Origin of the sequence: Rhizobium sp. ZPR4 (genome assembly GCF_040215725.1) — a bacterium.
Taxonomy (GTDB): Bacteria; Pseudomonadota; Alphaproteobacteria; order Rhizobiales; family Rhizobiaceae; genus Rhizobium; species Rhizobium rhizogenes_D.
In genome coordinates, this window is sequence record NZ_CP157967.1 from 2,354,571 (window position 1) to 2,368,731 (window position 14,161).

Genomic DNA, 14,161 nt, shown 5'->3' on the forward strand with positions numbered 1-14,161 from the left:
TTTTGCAAGTAAAAAACAATTTTTGCGCCTGCTCCCGAGTCTGAGAGCAGTATACCGTCCCCTGAGATTTCGGCCCGGAAACGTAAGTTCTTACTGACGAAAAATCATAGAATGAATGCGATTTACCCTGAAATAACAGGGGCTTTTGGGCATTTTGCTCAGGCAGGACATACGCAAATCAGCCCTCCGCCACATTCATTAAAATTCTTAGCAAAGTCTTACCATGTGCTTAGGCAATTTTTAAATGTGGCGAGCTAGAGTGCCACACGTGGTCTTGAGTGTGTGTAGAGAGTCCAATGACCGAAATGATACGTCCCCGAGTGAAGTATGTCATCGGCCCCGATGGCAGCCCGCTGACGATAGCAGACCTTCCGCCGCCGAATACGCGCCGCTGGGTCATTCGTCGTAAAGCTGAGGTTGTCGCCGCCGTGCGTGGTGGTCTGCTCAGCTTGGAAGAAGCCTGCGAACGTTATACGTTGACCGTCGAAGAGTTCCTCTCCTGGCAGTCGTCCATCAATACCCATGGCCTGGCTGGCCTCCGGACGACCCGCATACAGCAGTATCGCCACTGACAGCAGCGACAGCACCACCTTAATTCGACTTTGTGTTCGGGCCTCTTTTCTAAAAAGAGGCCCGAATTATTTGGAGCAGCGCATCTCGAAGATGCGATGTCACATTCCGACGACGTTTCAAGAATGGACTTATTGGTGCAGGCCCAGAAGCAGGGGCGTTCTCAGCGCCCAGTCGCCTAGCAGCTTGGCCGGTCCGTATTTCTGGCACCAGCTTAAACGGAGACGATCCGTTAACAATCTCGGCGGTTGGCAGACGTCGAAGCACATGCAATCCTTGTTGCATCAGACGCGACAAGGGAGAAAATCATGGATATCCGCAACGAAAACAACGCATCCGGCGGCCGTTACGTCGCAATGGTCGAGGGCCACGAGGCGGAGATGACCTTTTCCCGCACATCCCCGAAGCTGATCATTATCGATCATACCGGCGTGCCGGACGCCTTGCGCGGCAAGGGGGTTGGCCAGGCGCTGGCGCTTCACGCCGTCGAGGAGGCGCGGCATGGCGGCTGGAAGATCATCCCGCTCTGCCCCTTCTTCAAGGCCCAAGCGCAACGTCATGATGACTGGCGCGACGTCGTCAATATCTAGCATCGACAGGACAGAGCGCTTTCGCGCAGCTCACCGACACGAATCGGGCACAGCAATCCGTCCACTCGGTCGGATTGATCTTCGAAAACGCAAAAGCTGCGCATGGCCGGCCCCGTCACGGCCAGTCATGCGCAGCTTTCATGCGCTTCCATCATACCCCTCGCATTCCGAAGATGGACCCCGTACCGGAACGCAATAATGCTTGATCCGAAGGAGGAGACGGAATTGCGATCTCAGGCGCGGGCCCGTGCCGGACCCAAACCATCACGCTCTTCGAGCGCAGCGGCCTTGGCATATTCGGCCTGCATTTCCTCGAGCGAATTTTCCAGCGCTTCTTCCTGAACCTGCAGCTCCCGGATCGACACCTGCAGATTGTCCGCACGCTGGCGGGCAGCCTTGGCAAAGGTCGGGTAGGCAAAGTGGCTCGGATCGGAAATGCCGGACTTCTTCTCTTCGACGACGATCTGGCTTTCCAGTTCCTTCGTCATGCGGTCAAACTCCGCCATCATCATCTGCAGTTGCTGCAGCTGACGGCGTTTTTCGTTCACCTGAAACTCTTTCAGGCGAACAAGGCTCTCACGTGACTTCATACGCATTACTCCCGTGATGCGAGACCCCGGCTCTCGATATTCGCGCCCGCCGAACCGCTTTGAGACGGCTTGGTTAAAAAAATTTCCAGCGATCTTAATAAAAGCCTACCGCTGGTAACCTTTCGTTTACGGGCATCGTTAATGATAGGCGCAATGATTTAAGGCTCGGTAAATGTTGTGGTCGGAATTCGGCATATCGGCATTGGTGAGTCGGATGAATCACTTGGCGTTGGTTGTTAATGCAATACTTTAGGAGTCGATTTTACTGATTGTCGTTGGAAAACAGTGCAATGGAAAAATTATTTAATAAATTCGATACGACTTGCCAGAGTGAATCAGAATTTGTTAACCATTACATGGCAGCTTCCAAATCAAGCAGTGATTTGATCGGTATCGCGTTAAGGGGCTGACGACCTTTCGGCGGCGGTAAAGGGGACAATTATGCGGGTTCTACTCATTGAAGACGATAGCGCGACAGCGCAGAGCATCGAGCTGATGCTCAAATCCGAAAGTTTCAACGTCTACACCACCGATCTCGGTGAAGAAGGCGTCGATCTCGGAAAGCTCTACGATTACGACATCATCCTTCTCGATCTCAATCTTCCCGATATGTCTGGCTACGAAGTGCTGCGCACTCTGCGCCTTTCGAAGGTCAAGACGCCGATCCTCATCCTCTCCGGCATGGCCGGCATCGAGGACAAGGTTCGCGGCCTCGGCTTCGGCGCCGACGACTATATGACCAAGCCTTTCCATAAGGATGAGCTGGTCGCCCGTATTCATGCCATCGTCCGCCGTTCCAAGGGCCATGCCCAGTCTGTCATCATGACCGGCGAACTCATCGTCAACCTCGACGCCAAGACCGTCGAAGTCGGCGGCCAGCGCGTGCATCTGACCGGCAAGGAATATCAGATGCTGGAGCTGCTCTCGCTGCGCAAGGGCACGACGCTCACCAAGGAAATGTTCCTCAACCATCTCTATGGCGGCATGGACGAGCCGGAACTGAAGATCATCGACGTCTTCATCTGCAAACTCCGCAAGAAGCTGGCAAATGCTGCCGGCGGCGCCAACTACATCGAAACCGTCTGGGGTCGCGGCTACGTGCTGCGCGAGCCCGATAGCAACGATTTCGCCGAAAGCGCCTGAGCCGCCTCCCCGTCTTTACCGCCGGCATACAGAAATCCCGCCTCTTGAGGCGGGATTTTTTATTGGCCTCAAAATGAAGCGCAAAATAATAGCCGCCTCGAAAGGGCGGCTATCCTCGTCCGATATGTCTCGCTGAAATCAGGCGGCCGCGGCGCGATTTCCGAAGATGGCGGTCAGGATCTTGCGATCGAAGGGCTTCAGCAGAAAATCCGTGGCGCCCGCGCGTTTTCCGGCCATCAGCTTGCGAAGATCGGCCTCGACAACGCAATAATAGATCTTCACGTTCTTGCCATTCGGCATGGCGCGAATGCTGGTGATGAGCTCGAGCGCCCCTTCCATGCCGGCATCGACGATCAGATAGTCCGGAATTTCGGCCTGGCAGCGCATCAACGCTTCGCGGGCGTCGCCGGCTTCGCTCACGAGAAAATCCAGCTCGGACAGGATCCGTTTGCCGACCTTGCGTACGACATCCGATGTATCCGTTATCATGAACCGCTGCATGTGTGAGCTCCCTGGCATCAGCCGTCATCCTCCGACGTCGGCTTCAAATTGAAACGATAGGAGCAGCAAGCTAAGGATTCGTTACCGCTACATTATCAATTGAGCGGACAACCCCAAGATTGCACCGAATTTTCGATACACGAAAAAATAAACCCGCAGCCGACGGTCGACTGCGGGCAAGAATGCGAGCGGATCGATTCGCTTATTGAGCAGCTTGAGCAGCCATGCTCGCCACGAAAGTCAGTTCTTCCGGCGTCGCGGTATAGGAAAGCTCCATGCCGCTCTCGTCGGCCAGAAGCACCGTGTAGTAAGGCTGGATCGAATGAGCGTCGACGGCTTCCTCCAGCGTGCCGGAGCAAATCTCGGCGAATTTCGGCGGTATACGCATCAGCCGCCCCTTGGCGGTGATCGTGAACTTCGCATCGAATTCCGGATTTTCGAGCGTCACTTCGATATTGCCGCCGCGCGGGATGGCGCCATAAGCAACGAGGAAGAGATTGAGCAGCAGCTTCACGCGGTTCTTGGCGATGATGGCGCGCGGCCCAACCCAGCTGACCTCGGTCTTCTTTTCGGCCGCGGCGAAATCCTTGGCAGCACGTTCCGCTTCGCCGGTGTCGATCGAAGCACCGACCGAACCGGATGCGCCGAAAGCAAGGCGCGCGAATTTCAGGCGGACGGAAGCGTTGAGCGCACTCGTGCGGATCAAGTCCATCGCGTCGGCATCGGCACCACCCTCGTCGAGCAGCTCCAGGCCATTATTGATCGCCCCGACCGGCGAGATCACGTCATGGCAGACGCGGCTGCACAGCAGCGCGGCCAGATCCGGACCGGTCAGAGTGAGATTGGGATTTTTCGACATTCATTGTCTCCTGAATGCTGACAGGGCAAAGCGAGTAGTTCCACCTTGCCACGGTAAGGTTGCCCGAGGGTTTCGCAGCCAGTGTACCGCGCGCCATAATGACACCATATTTGGTAAACCGATTGTTAAGACCATCGACGCAAAATGCATTCATCACCATCAGACTTTTTCGCACGCGATTCGGACTGCGATAGATGGGCGGAATGGTCTGAAAATGGGGATGTGCCATGCTTGACGCATTCAAGGCGAATGCGTCGATCGCTCATCTCTGTTGCACCGACCATGATGAACGGATGACTTTCATGCGCTATGAACTCCTCAAGAGAATGCCAAGCCCCGGCACCAGGACGCTCGGCCTCGGCCTGATCCTGGCCATTGTCGCATTCGTGAGCTTCGCCTTGCCGGTCCGTCAGGCCTCTGCCGCGCCCACCAATCAATATTCGGCGCAGGAAATCGTCGATGCCGGCCACTCCTTCTTCGGCTCCACCAGCGGCGGCCTTGCCAAGGTGATCGAGCGGGCGTTCCAGCAATATGGCCTGCCGAACGGCTATATCCTCGGCCAGGAAGGCTCCGGCGCGTTCCTGGCAGGCCTGACCTATGGCGAAGGTCAGCTCAACACCAAGAATGCCGGCGAGCATCCGCTCTACTGGCAGGGACCTTCGCTGGGCTTCGACTACGGTGGCCAGGGCACCCGCGTCATGATGCTGGTCTATGATCTGCCGAGCATCAACAGCGTCTATACCCGCTTCGGCGGCGTCAGTGGCCAGGCCTTCGTGGTCGCAGGCTTCGGCATGACGGTCCTGAAGAACAACAACATCGTGCTCGTTCCGATCCGCACCGGCCTCGGCGCACGCCTCGGCATCAACATGGGTTATCTGAAGGTCACGCCGAACCCGACCTGGAATCCCTTCTGATCCTGCTGATTATATCGTCTCCCAAGCAGCGCAGACTTGGCCCGCCGGATCGCGGGCCTTTTCTTTCCGTAAATTCGTCTCCCCGCCGATAAACCATATCCGCGTTAAACGCTTGCCCGCATGGCTAACCCATGATTAATCATTTCACCAAGATCGAACATAACTCCAGGATACTGGCTGCGCCGTGATTCAATTTGCTCTCTTGTTCGGATTGGGCTTTCTGACGGCCGCTCTACTGGTCTTTCTCATCGCGCCGGCAATCCATCGTCGCATCGTCTGGTTCACTGAGAAACGCCTGAAGGCGACCATGCCCTTGAGCCCGCAGGAAGTGCGTGCGCAGAAAGACATGGCGCGTGCCCTCTTCGCCGCCGAAAACGCCCGGACCGAACATGCCCTGACGCAGGAGCGCGACAAGACCGTCGCGCTGCAGATCCAGAACGGCAAGCTTCAGCAGGAAGCGAGCCGGCTCTCAGCTGGAGGCGCGGAGCTGCAGACGCGCATCGACGATCTGGAGGTGGAAGCGGGCGAACTGCGCTCACGCCTGCGCCATGAAGAAAGTTATATCAGCCAGCTGAAATCGAGCATCCATACCGCCGAGCAGGCCAGCGCCGAGAAGGAAGCCGATATCGACGGCTTGCGCAAACGGATGACGAAAATGGGCGCCGACGCCGACAATCTCAGGATCGATCTCGCAACGCGCGAAACCGAGATTGAGAGCCTGAAGCTGCGCATCAACACGTTGCGGGACGAGCGGGATACGCTGCGCCAGGATCTGAACGCGACAAGCCTGCGCGCCGCCGATGCCGAACAATCGCTGCGGCAGGAAAACGACAAGAACAAGCGGCTCGAGGAACGCCTTAACCGCGAGATCGCCGGCAGTGCCGATAAGGAAACCGCGATCGAACGCCACGCCCAGGATGTCGTTCGCCTCAGGGAGCGGCTGGAGGCCGCTGTCAAGGAATCGAAAGAAGCCGGCAAGGCTCTGCGTGCCGCCGGCCTGACGCCGCCGAAAAAGCCGGCAAGAACGCCGAAGCTTGCTGCCGCATCGATAATTGCGGGCAGCGCTGATGAGCAAGGGGCCATAGCCGAGCCGGCGCAGGCGGCGGAACCGGAACGAACAGTGGAAGACGAAATCGCTCAAATGACGGAAGAGGTTCGCAATCGGGCAGCAGCCCTGTCGGACCGCCTGCTGAAGGCCCGTACGCCAGCGCAAGACGATGCCATGCGCGAGGAGATCGCCAAGATCGCCGCCAACATGGTGGCGCTGACGGCGCTCAAGGAAGGAGACGGCTCGCCGATCTTCGGTCTGCTGCCGAAGGATCGAAATCCCGCTGAACCGGGCGCACGCATCAGCCTTGCCGACCGCGTCGTCGCCATACTGCCGAAGCATCCCTAGGCGCTGAGGTTCAACCTGCTCAGATGCGCCCGTTTTTCACGGCCATCTCGAAAAGGGCGATGCCGCTCGCCGTCGCGACATTGAGGCTGTCCAATCCCGGCGCCTGCGGAATCCGCACACTGCCGAAAGCGGAGAGAATGCTTTCGGGCAGGCCATCCCCTTCCGTACCGACCACGAGCGCCATGCGCTCTGAAGCCGGCACATCGCGAATGTCGACTCTCCCCCGCGGCGACAGGCTCCAGATCGCAAAGCCGCGCTGGGCAAGCGCCGCAAGCAGCTGGACGCCGCTTGATTGCCGGCGATAGGGCACGGTCAGGATCGAACCGACCGAAACCCGCAGCGCCTTGCGATAAAGCGGATCGCAGCAGCTTTCGTCCAGCAGCACTGCAGCCGCACCGAAGGCCGCTGCATTGCGGAACATCGAGCCCATATTGTCGTGATTGGAAATGCCGCAGCCGGCGAGCACCAGCGCTTGCTGCGGGAGACGGTCGAGAAGGCTGCTCACCCCGTCTTCTGCTGTTCTGCGCCCCAAGGCCAGAACACCGCGATGGAGATGGAAGCCGACAATGCCATCGAGCACCTCGGCGTCGGCGACATAGATCGGGACATCCGATGGGAAAGTGTCGATAATGTCACTCAAGCCGGCAACCCGGTTTTTGAGCAGCAGCACTTTCTCAGCAACGAAATCCCCAGCCGCCGCATGCGCGCCGGCCAGAAGCCGCAGCACGACGGTCCCTTCCGCTATGAAGCGGCTGTCGCGGCCCGTAAGATCGCGTTCGCGGATATCCCGGAACTCGGCGATGCGCGGATCGTCGGGATGTGTGATCTCGATGAGCCGCGCGCTCGTCATCGTCGGGCCGTCAGTTCGACAGCGATATGGTCGACACGATGCGGCCGACGCTGTAGTCGAAGACGATCGCCTGGCGCTGGCCGCTGGCAAGCGTACCGTAGAACAACACCTGATTGCCCGACAGCGCCGTGGACTGGACAGTAAAGCCAGCCGGCAGCAGAGCCGTGACGGCAACAGGAGCATCGGAGGGGATGCCGGAAGCCGCCTGCCCTGCGGGCTTGGTCGCCGGCTTCATCGTCTTGTAGACAACGGCGCCGAAGACAGCCATAAGGCTCACCACCATGACAGCCGCAGAGACGATCTGCAGGCGGATCATCTTGCGTCGGACTTTCTCCAGGGCCGGATCGAGGGGCTTTTCCTCTTGATCGTCTGGCTCGAGATTCGTCATCGATGCGTCCTTGCTTCCTGAAGAGCGCTTTGTGCGCCGGAGAAATATGTTTGAGCGACCCCTTTAAAGAAGCCGCGAGCAATAGAAAAGTCCTAACCGCCGATGAAACTGCCGAAGGACGGCTCGATTCATGGCTGACGGCCGAGATTGGCGAGGAATTTTCCCGCAGCCGCGTGCAGGGCCTCATCAAGGACGGCGCCGTCACACTCAACGGCACCCCGGTGACGGATGCCAAGCGCAAGGTGCGTCCCGGCGACGTCTATGAGATCACCCTGCCCGAGCCGGAAGATCCGACGCCACAAGGCGAGGATATTCCTCTCGACGTGCTTTACGAGGACGAGGACGTCATCGTCATCTCCAAGCCCGCCGGACTGGTCGTTCATCCCGCCGCCGGCAATTGGACGGGCACGCTGGTCAATGCGTTGATCCACCATTGCGGCGACAGCCTTTCCGGCATCGGTGGCGTACGCCGGCCGGGGATCGTTCACCGTCTGGACAAGGATACGACCGGCGTCATGGTCGTCGCCAAGAACGATGTCGCCCACCGGCATCTCTCGCAGCAATTTGCCGATCATGGCCGCACGAGCTCGCTCGAGCGTGCCTATCAGGCAATCGTCTGGGGTCGCCCCCGTCAGCTCGTCGGCACGATCGACGCGCCTCTCGGTCGCTCGAGCAGCGACCGCACGCGTCGCGCGGTGAAGCGCCCGGATTCAAACGATGCCGATGAAGCCATCACGCACTACGAGGTGCTTGAGCGCTTTCACGAAGGACAGGACGCGATCGCGCTTGCCTCGCTGATCGAATGTCACCTCGAAACCGGCCGCACGCACCAGATCCGCGTGCACATGGCCCATATCGGCCACCCGCTGCTCGGCGACGCCGTCTATGGCGGCGGCTTCAAGACCAAGGCCAATCTCCTGCCGGACGCTGCAAAGCAGGCCGTCCATCGCTTCACGCGCCAGGCGCTCCATGCCTACATGCTGCAATTCGAACATCCGCGCACCGGCGAGGTCATGCATTTCGAGGCACCGCTGCCTGATGATATGGAAGAGCTGGTTGAGACGCTTAGAGGGAATAGCTAATAGGCTTTGCAGCGTCGTGGCTGGACGGCCGCAGCCTATCGCCTTATAATAACAACTATGAAGGACCGAAGTCCGAGCGCCTGTGCTGACCGGAAACGCGACCGCGTTTGGGAGGTCGATGTGGTCATGCCACGTGGCATCGGACTATTCGGGAGGATAACCCCAAGGGCGATGTCACGGCGAGACCTGCGGTCACGCTGCTATAACACTTGCGTGACCACCTCCTTGAATCACCGTTTCGCCGTACTTATCTTTACATTGGTTCAGTGCGGGGTCCCCGGACCCGTACGCCTTGGTCCGCTTCGCAGAAGGCGCGCAAAATACGCCCCCAGAAGGAACCAAATCTCGAATAGGAGGGTGCACAATCATGGCCCGTAATACCTTACCGTCCATCGCAGCCGGAGAAGCCGGCCTCAATCGTTATCTCGACGAGATCCGCAAGTTCCCGATGCTGGAACCGCAGGAAGAGTACATGCTCGCCAAGCGCTATGCGGAACATGCCGACCGTCAGGCTGCGCATAAGCTCGTCACCAGCCATCTGCGCCTCGTGGCGAAGATCGCCATGGGCTATCGCGGCTATGGCCTGCCGATCGGCGAAGTCGTGTCGGAAGGTAATGTCGGCCTGATGCAGGCCGTCAAGAAGTTCGACCCGGAACGCGGCTTCCGTTTAGCAACATACGCCATGTGGTGGATCAAGGCCTCGATCCAGGAATATATCCTGCGCTCGTGGTCGCTGGTGAAGATGGGCACGACGGCCAACCAGAAGCGCCTGTTCTTCAACCTGCGCCGCCTGAAGGGCCGCATACAGGCCATCGACGACGGTGACCTGAAGCCGGAACACGTCACCGAGATCGCCACCAAGCTGAACGTCTCCGAGGAGGAAGTCGTTTCGATGAACCGCCGCCTGTCCGGCGACGCTTCGCTGAACGCACCGATCAAGGCTTCCGAAGGTGATTCCGGCCAGTGGCAGGATTGGCTTGTCGATGACCACGACAGCCAGGAAGACGTGCTGATCGAACAGGACGAGCTCGACACGCGCCGCCGCATGCTGGCGCGCGCCATGGGTGTCCTGAACGACCGTGAACGCCGCATCTTCGAGGCACGCCGCCTTGCCGAAGAACCGGTGACGCTGGAGGACCTGTCGTCCGAGTTCGACATCAGCCGCGAACGCGTGCGCCAGATCGAGGTTCGCGCCTTCGAAAAGGTGCAGGAAGCCGTCCAGAAGGATGCGCTGGAACGCGCCAAGGCACTGCGCGTTGTCGAAGCGACTGCGTAACGTTTCCTTCACAAAAGATTTTGACCGATAAAAGAAAGGCGGGCCGAAAGCCCGCCTTTTCCATATCCATTGATGTCCGGTTGGCTTACTGGCCGCTCGACGCGACGCCGCCAAGCGCCTGCCACTCCGAAATCGCCTTGTTGAAGGCATCCGTGCCGGTCGGCCCCTTTTCCATGGTCAGCAAGGCGCGACGGCCGTTGCGATAGACGACCGGGATATCAATCCAGTTGCGATTCTTCAAAAGATCGAGATTGGTCTTGCGCGCATCCGGGAAATCGTTGAGCGCCACCATGTAGACATCGTCAGTCACCTTGGCCGGAACCGCGATCAACGCATCGCCGCGATCCTGCTCGGTCGCCTTCAATGCTACGCGCTGAACGTTATCGATCGCGCCACCTTCGAAATTCGGCGGCACCTGGAAGGCAAGCTCGATCAGATGGCTGGCGGGCAACGAGGAGTCCGAATTCCGCGAGACCGTGATCGTCGCCGTCAGGCCACGATCCGGGACGGTGATAAGACCCTGCACCGAAGGCTCCGGCCGGCCGTCAGGCCCCTTGCCTTCCTGAAGCGACCAGGTGACCGTGCCCTGGAAAGCCGTGGGCGACGTCTGTCCGAGGCGCTCCTCATAGAGGAAAACTTTCTGCCCGTCGGTCGCCGGAGCCGCCTGCTGTGTCACGGGTGGCGGTTGGTTGGCGGCGGATTGTTGCTGCTGGTTGGCAGCGGGTGCCTGCTGATCCGTCGAGGCAGATGGCGTATTCGGCGCGGCGGTGGCGGGCGTCTGAGTCTGCGGAGCGGCGGCACCGGCATTGTTGGCGGCCGGCGGCGTTGCTGTGGCAGCGGGTGCCGCAGAGGCAACGTTCTGTTCGGCTACGGACTTGCCTTCCACGACGCCGGGCTGCCCGTTCGGAGCCGGCCCTTCATCCTCTTCCGTGCCGTTGGCCAGAAGACGCTGCGTGAACTTCGTATTGACCGTATTCGGGTCGCTACCCGATGCCGCGACATCCGTGTTGCCGGCGCCTGTCGGCTGCTGAGCGGCCGTGTTGGTCTGCTGCGGTGCAGCCGCCTGCTGGGCGGGAGCTGCGGCATTGCCGTTGCTCGGGGGGGGATTGCTGCTTGCCGTATCCGAAGCCGCAGGTGTCGTCGCATTCTTCGGAGCGGAGCTGACGAGCTTCGTCACCATGTTGTTGAGCGCATCGCGGTTCAGCCAGGCTGCGTAGCCGCCGCCTCCGACGACCGCAAGGCCGACGAGCGTAACGATGATGCCGGTGACATTGATACGACGGCGCTTCGGCTCCATGCGGAAGCTGCGGCCCTGCAGCTTCGCCGCCATCGCCTGGTCGAGATCGGGCGGAACAGCAGGGCCGCCGCCTCGTTCGTCTTCAGCGCGCTTGTCGAAACCCGCAAGCTCCTTGAGCTCGCGCCAGCCATCATTGGCTGCATCCACCTCGGACGCCGGCTTCCTGGACGGATGCACATCCGCAAAGAGATCGACATCGTCAAAGGCATTCTCCGGCATTTGCCGAGCAGGCTGCTGTGCCGGCTTGGAAGCAGCCGGTGCAGACTGCATTTCCTCGAAGACATCTGCGTCCCAGGCAAAGCCCGTGTTGGTGGCAGCCGCCTTAGCGTTGACAGGTCCCTCGACGGGTTGGCCGAAGGGTGCCTCCGCAAAAGCCGCGGCCGGCATAACCGGCTCGTTGTCATGCGAGGCGGCCGGCTCGGGTGCGACATGGGAGGACGGCGCATCGACTTCGGCCCAAATCTGCTCGACCTGGCTTATGACATCGTCGGCCGGTTTCGGCGGCACAGGTTGCACGGGCGCAGGCTCGGCAACGACTGCCGGCGCCTCTTCCACATGGTGCTGCGGCTCGTTCCCATGGCCCTTCGGCTCTTCATGATAAACCGGGTCGGGGGTCGGCTCCTCGTGAACCTCGGCGTGATGTTCGACGGCTGCATGTTCCGCAACCGGAGCATGGGGCTCTTCTTCGTGATGCGGTTCGCGCCATTCCTCTGCCGGCTGATGCTCATGCGCATGATCCGGCTCGACATGTGCAGCCGGCTCCTCATAAGCATGTTGCTCGTGGTCGGCTTGCGCGACGCCGGGTTCTTCATGAGCATGCGCTTCGGCCGGAGCTGGTGCAGGCTCTTCCGCATGCGGCTCTGGATGCACATCCTCGGCCGCGTGATGGTCCTGAACGGGTTCGGGAGCAACCTCCTCAGGCGGCACCGGCGCTTCGGCAACCGCTGGCTCCTCACCGCCCGGCAGGGCCTCGGCATGTTCGGCCTCGACCTCCACGATCGCGGCCTCAAGCTTGTCGAGCTGGCGGCGCAGCATTTCCTCGGGCGGGCGCGGCTTCATGCTCTCAAGCTGCCGTTGCACGGCACCACGAGCTCTATCGTAAACCTTGACCCGCATCTCGGGAGTATTGTCCGTCAGGCCATCAACGGCCCGTCGAATAACTGCTACAAAATCCGCCATCAGTACTTTCTCATGATGCCCGGTGTGCAGCCGGGCCGGGATTCGTCATAGATACGCAACTTTAGCCCTCAAAAGGGTCAGTCACAAGTATGGTGTCCTCGCGCTCCGGGCTGGTCGAAAGCAACGCCACCGGCGCGCCGATCAGCTCTTCCACCTGACGCACATACTTGATCGCCTGTGCCGGCAGATCGGCCCACTTACGGGCGCCGACGGTCGATTCCTTCCAGCCCTCGAGCGTGATGTAGATCGGCTCGACGCGGGCCTGCGCTGCCTGGCTTGCCGGCAGGTAGTCGATTTCCTTGCCGTCGAGCTTATAGCCGACGCAGATCTTCAGCTCGTCCAAGCCGTCGAGAACGTCGAGCTTGGTGAGTGCGATACCCGTAATGCCGGAGGTCTTTACCGTCTGGCGTACCAGCACGGCGTCGAACCAGCCGCAGCGGCGCGGACGGCCAGTATTGACACCCACTTCGCGGCCGACGGTCGACAGGTGCTTGCCAATTTCGTCATGCAGCTCGCACGGGAACGGGCCTTCGCCGACGCGGGTCGTGTAGGCCTTGGTGATGCCGAGCACATAGCCGAGAGCCGTTGGGCCGAGGCCAGAGCCGGCTGCGGCCTGGCCGGCAACTGTGTTCGAGGAGGTCACGAAGGGATAGGTGCCGTGGTCGTTGTCCAGCAGCGCACCCTGCGCACCTTCGAAAAGGATGCGGGCGCCGGCCTTGCGCTGCTCGTCGAGCAGGCGCCAGACCTGATCGATATAGGGAAGAATATGCTCTGCAACAGAGCTCAGCTCGGTGTGCAGGGCATCGAAGGAGATTTCATCGACGCCCATGCCGCGGCGCAGTGCATTGTGATGTGTCAGGAGCCGGTCGATCTTGGCCGGCAGCGTTTCCGGCTCGGCAAGGTCGATGACGCGAATGGCGCGGCGGCCGACCTTGTCTTCATAGGCCGGGCCGATACCGCGGCGTGTCGTGCCGATCTTGGTGCCGCTGTTGGAAGCAGCATCTTCGCGCATGGCATCCAGATCGCGATGGAGCGACAGGATCAGCGGCGCATTCTCAGCGATGCGCAGAACATCAGGCGTGACGGCAATGCCCTGGGCGCGCAGCTTTTCCACTTCGGCGACGAAGTGATGAGGATCGACGACGACGCCATTGCCGATGACGCTGAGCTTGCCGCGCACGAGGCCGGAAGGCAGCAGCGCGAGTTTGTAGCTGACGCCATCGACGACAAGCGTATGACCGGCATTATGGCCGCCTTGAAAGCGTACAATCACATCGGCGCGTTCCGAAAGCCAGTCGACAATCTTGCCTTTGCCTTCGTCACCCCATTGCGAGCCGATCACTACAACATTCGTCATTTATCCATTCCCGCTTCCTGCGCGCGGCGGCGCGCCTTGCTCAAACCCGCGCATCTATAAAGCTTTGTTTTTGGGAAAGCGACCCTGTTGTCTCAGGAGATTCGGCTTTTTGCATGACGAATCAGCACCTCCAACAGGAATTTTCCCGGCTATCGGCCGGACAGAGCCT

Annotated in this window: 14 protein-coding genes; 7 read left to right on the plus strand and 7 right to left on the minus strand. The window is 60.0% G+C overall.

Annotated features, from left to right (window positions below; translation table 11 throughout):
• The first annotated feature begins 296 nt into the window (after positions 1–296).
• Both ABOK31_RS11580 and ABOK31_RS11585 read left to right on the plus strand, forming a co-directional pair.
• Positions 297–572, plus strand: coding sequence for a DUF1153 domain-containing protein (locus tag ABOK31_RS11580; RefSeq protein WP_004107124.1), 276 nt, complete (start codon positions 297–299; stop codon positions 570–572).
• 306 nt (positions 573–878) lie between these two features.
• On the plus strand, positions 879–1,160 hold the full coding sequence (locus ABOK31_RS11585) for a GNAT family N-acetyltransferase (RefSeq protein ID WP_349956133.1): 282 nt from the start codon (positions 879–881) through the stop codon (positions 1,158–1,160).
• A 233-nt stretch (positions 1,161–1,393) separates the two neighbouring features.
• Here the strand turns inward: ABOK31_RS11585 and ABOK31_RS11590 are convergent, their stop codons facing one another.
• Positions 1,394–1,750: a flagellar export protein FliJ gene (locus ABOK31_RS11590; RefSeq protein WP_174172108.1), complete on the minus strand. Its 357-nt coding sequence runs from the start codon at positions 1,748–1,750 to the stop codon at positions 1,394–1,396.
• 441 nt (positions 1,751–2,191) lie between these two features.
• Between ABOK31_RS11590 and ctrA the strand changes: the two genes are divergently transcribed.
• Positions 2,192–2,893 carry a response regulator transcription factor CtrA gene (gene ctrA, locus ABOK31_RS11595; RefSeq protein WP_004116994.1) on the plus strand — a complete coding sequence of 234 codons (702 nt, stop codon included), beginning with the start codon at positions 2,192–2,194 and terminating at the stop codon, positions 2,891–2,893.
• 138 nt (positions 2,894–3,031) lie between these two features.
• Here the strand turns inward: ctrA and ABOK31_RS11600 are convergent, their stop codons facing one another.
• Positions 3,032–3,394, minus strand: a complete 363-nt coding sequence (locus ABOK31_RS11600) for a response regulator (protein WP_174172107.1) — start codon at positions 3,392–3,394, stop codon at positions 3,032–3,034.
• A 202-nt stretch (positions 3,395–3,596) separates the two neighbouring features.
• A complete protein-coding gene (gene chpT / locus ABOK31_RS11605) occupies positions 3,597–4,253 on the minus strand; it encodes a histidine phosphotransferase ChpT (RefSeq protein WP_174172106.1) in 657 nt (218 codons plus the stop codon).
• A gap of 302 nt (positions 4,254–4,555) precedes the next feature.
• On the opposite strand from chpT, the gene ABOK31_RS11610 reads away from it, so the two are divergent.
• On the plus strand, positions 4,556–5,167 hold the full coding sequence (locus ABOK31_RS11610; RefSeq protein WP_174172204.1) for an EipA family protein: 612 nt from the start codon (positions 4,556–4,558) through the stop codon (positions 5,165–5,167).
• Positions 5,168–5,351: 184 nt separating this feature from the next.
• On the plus strand, positions 5,352–6,563 hold the full coding sequence (locus tag ABOK31_RS11615; protein WP_349956134.1) for a hypothetical protein: 1,212 nt from the start codon (positions 5,352–5,354) through the stop codon (positions 6,561–6,563).
• A gap of 19 nt (positions 6,564–6,582) precedes the next feature.
• Here the strand turns inward: ABOK31_RS11615 and ABOK31_RS11620 are convergent, their stop codons facing one another.
• Positions 6,583–7,413 (minus strand): RNA methyltransferase, encoded by an 831-nt coding sequence (locus ABOK31_RS11620; RefSeq protein ID WP_349956135.1) that lies wholly within the window; start codon positions 7,411–7,413, stop codon positions 6,583–6,585.
• Positions 7,414–7,423: 10 nt separating this feature from the next.
• Positions 7,424–7,801 (minus strand): hypothetical protein, encoded by a 378-nt coding sequence (locus tag ABOK31_RS11625; RefSeq protein ID WP_174172103.1) that lies wholly within the window; start codon positions 7,799–7,801, stop codon positions 7,424–7,426.
• 50 nt (positions 7,802–7,851) lie between these two features.
• Between ABOK31_RS11625 and ABOK31_RS11630 the strand changes: the two genes are divergently transcribed.
• Positions 7,852–8,883, plus strand: a complete 1,032-nt coding sequence (locus ABOK31_RS11630; RefSeq protein WP_349956136.1) for an RluA family pseudouridine synthase — start codon at positions 7,852–7,854, stop codon at positions 8,881–8,883.
• 367 nt (positions 8,884–9,250) lie between these two features.
• Positions 9,251–10,159 (plus strand): RNA polymerase sigma factor RpoH, encoded by a 909-nt coding sequence (gene rpoH, locus ABOK31_RS11635; RefSeq protein ID WP_015340865.1) that lies wholly within the window; start codon positions 9,251–9,253, stop codon positions 10,157–10,159.
• An 85-nt stretch (positions 10,160–10,244) separates the two neighbouring features.
• Here the strand turns inward: rpoH and ABOK31_RS11640 are convergent, their stop codons facing one another.
• Positions 10,245–12,635, minus strand: coding sequence for a hypothetical protein (locus tag ABOK31_RS11640; protein ID WP_349956137.1), 2,391 nt, complete (start codon positions 12,633–12,635; stop codon positions 10,245–10,247).
• A gap of 61 nt (positions 12,636–12,696) precedes the next feature.
• Positions 12,697–13,992 carry an adenylosuccinate synthase gene (locus tag ABOK31_RS11645; protein WP_174172100.1) on the minus strand — a complete coding sequence of 432 codons (1,296 nt, stop codon included), beginning with the start codon at positions 13,990–13,992 and terminating at the stop codon, positions 12,697–12,699.
• Positions 13,993–14,161 lie beyond the last annotated feature (169 nt).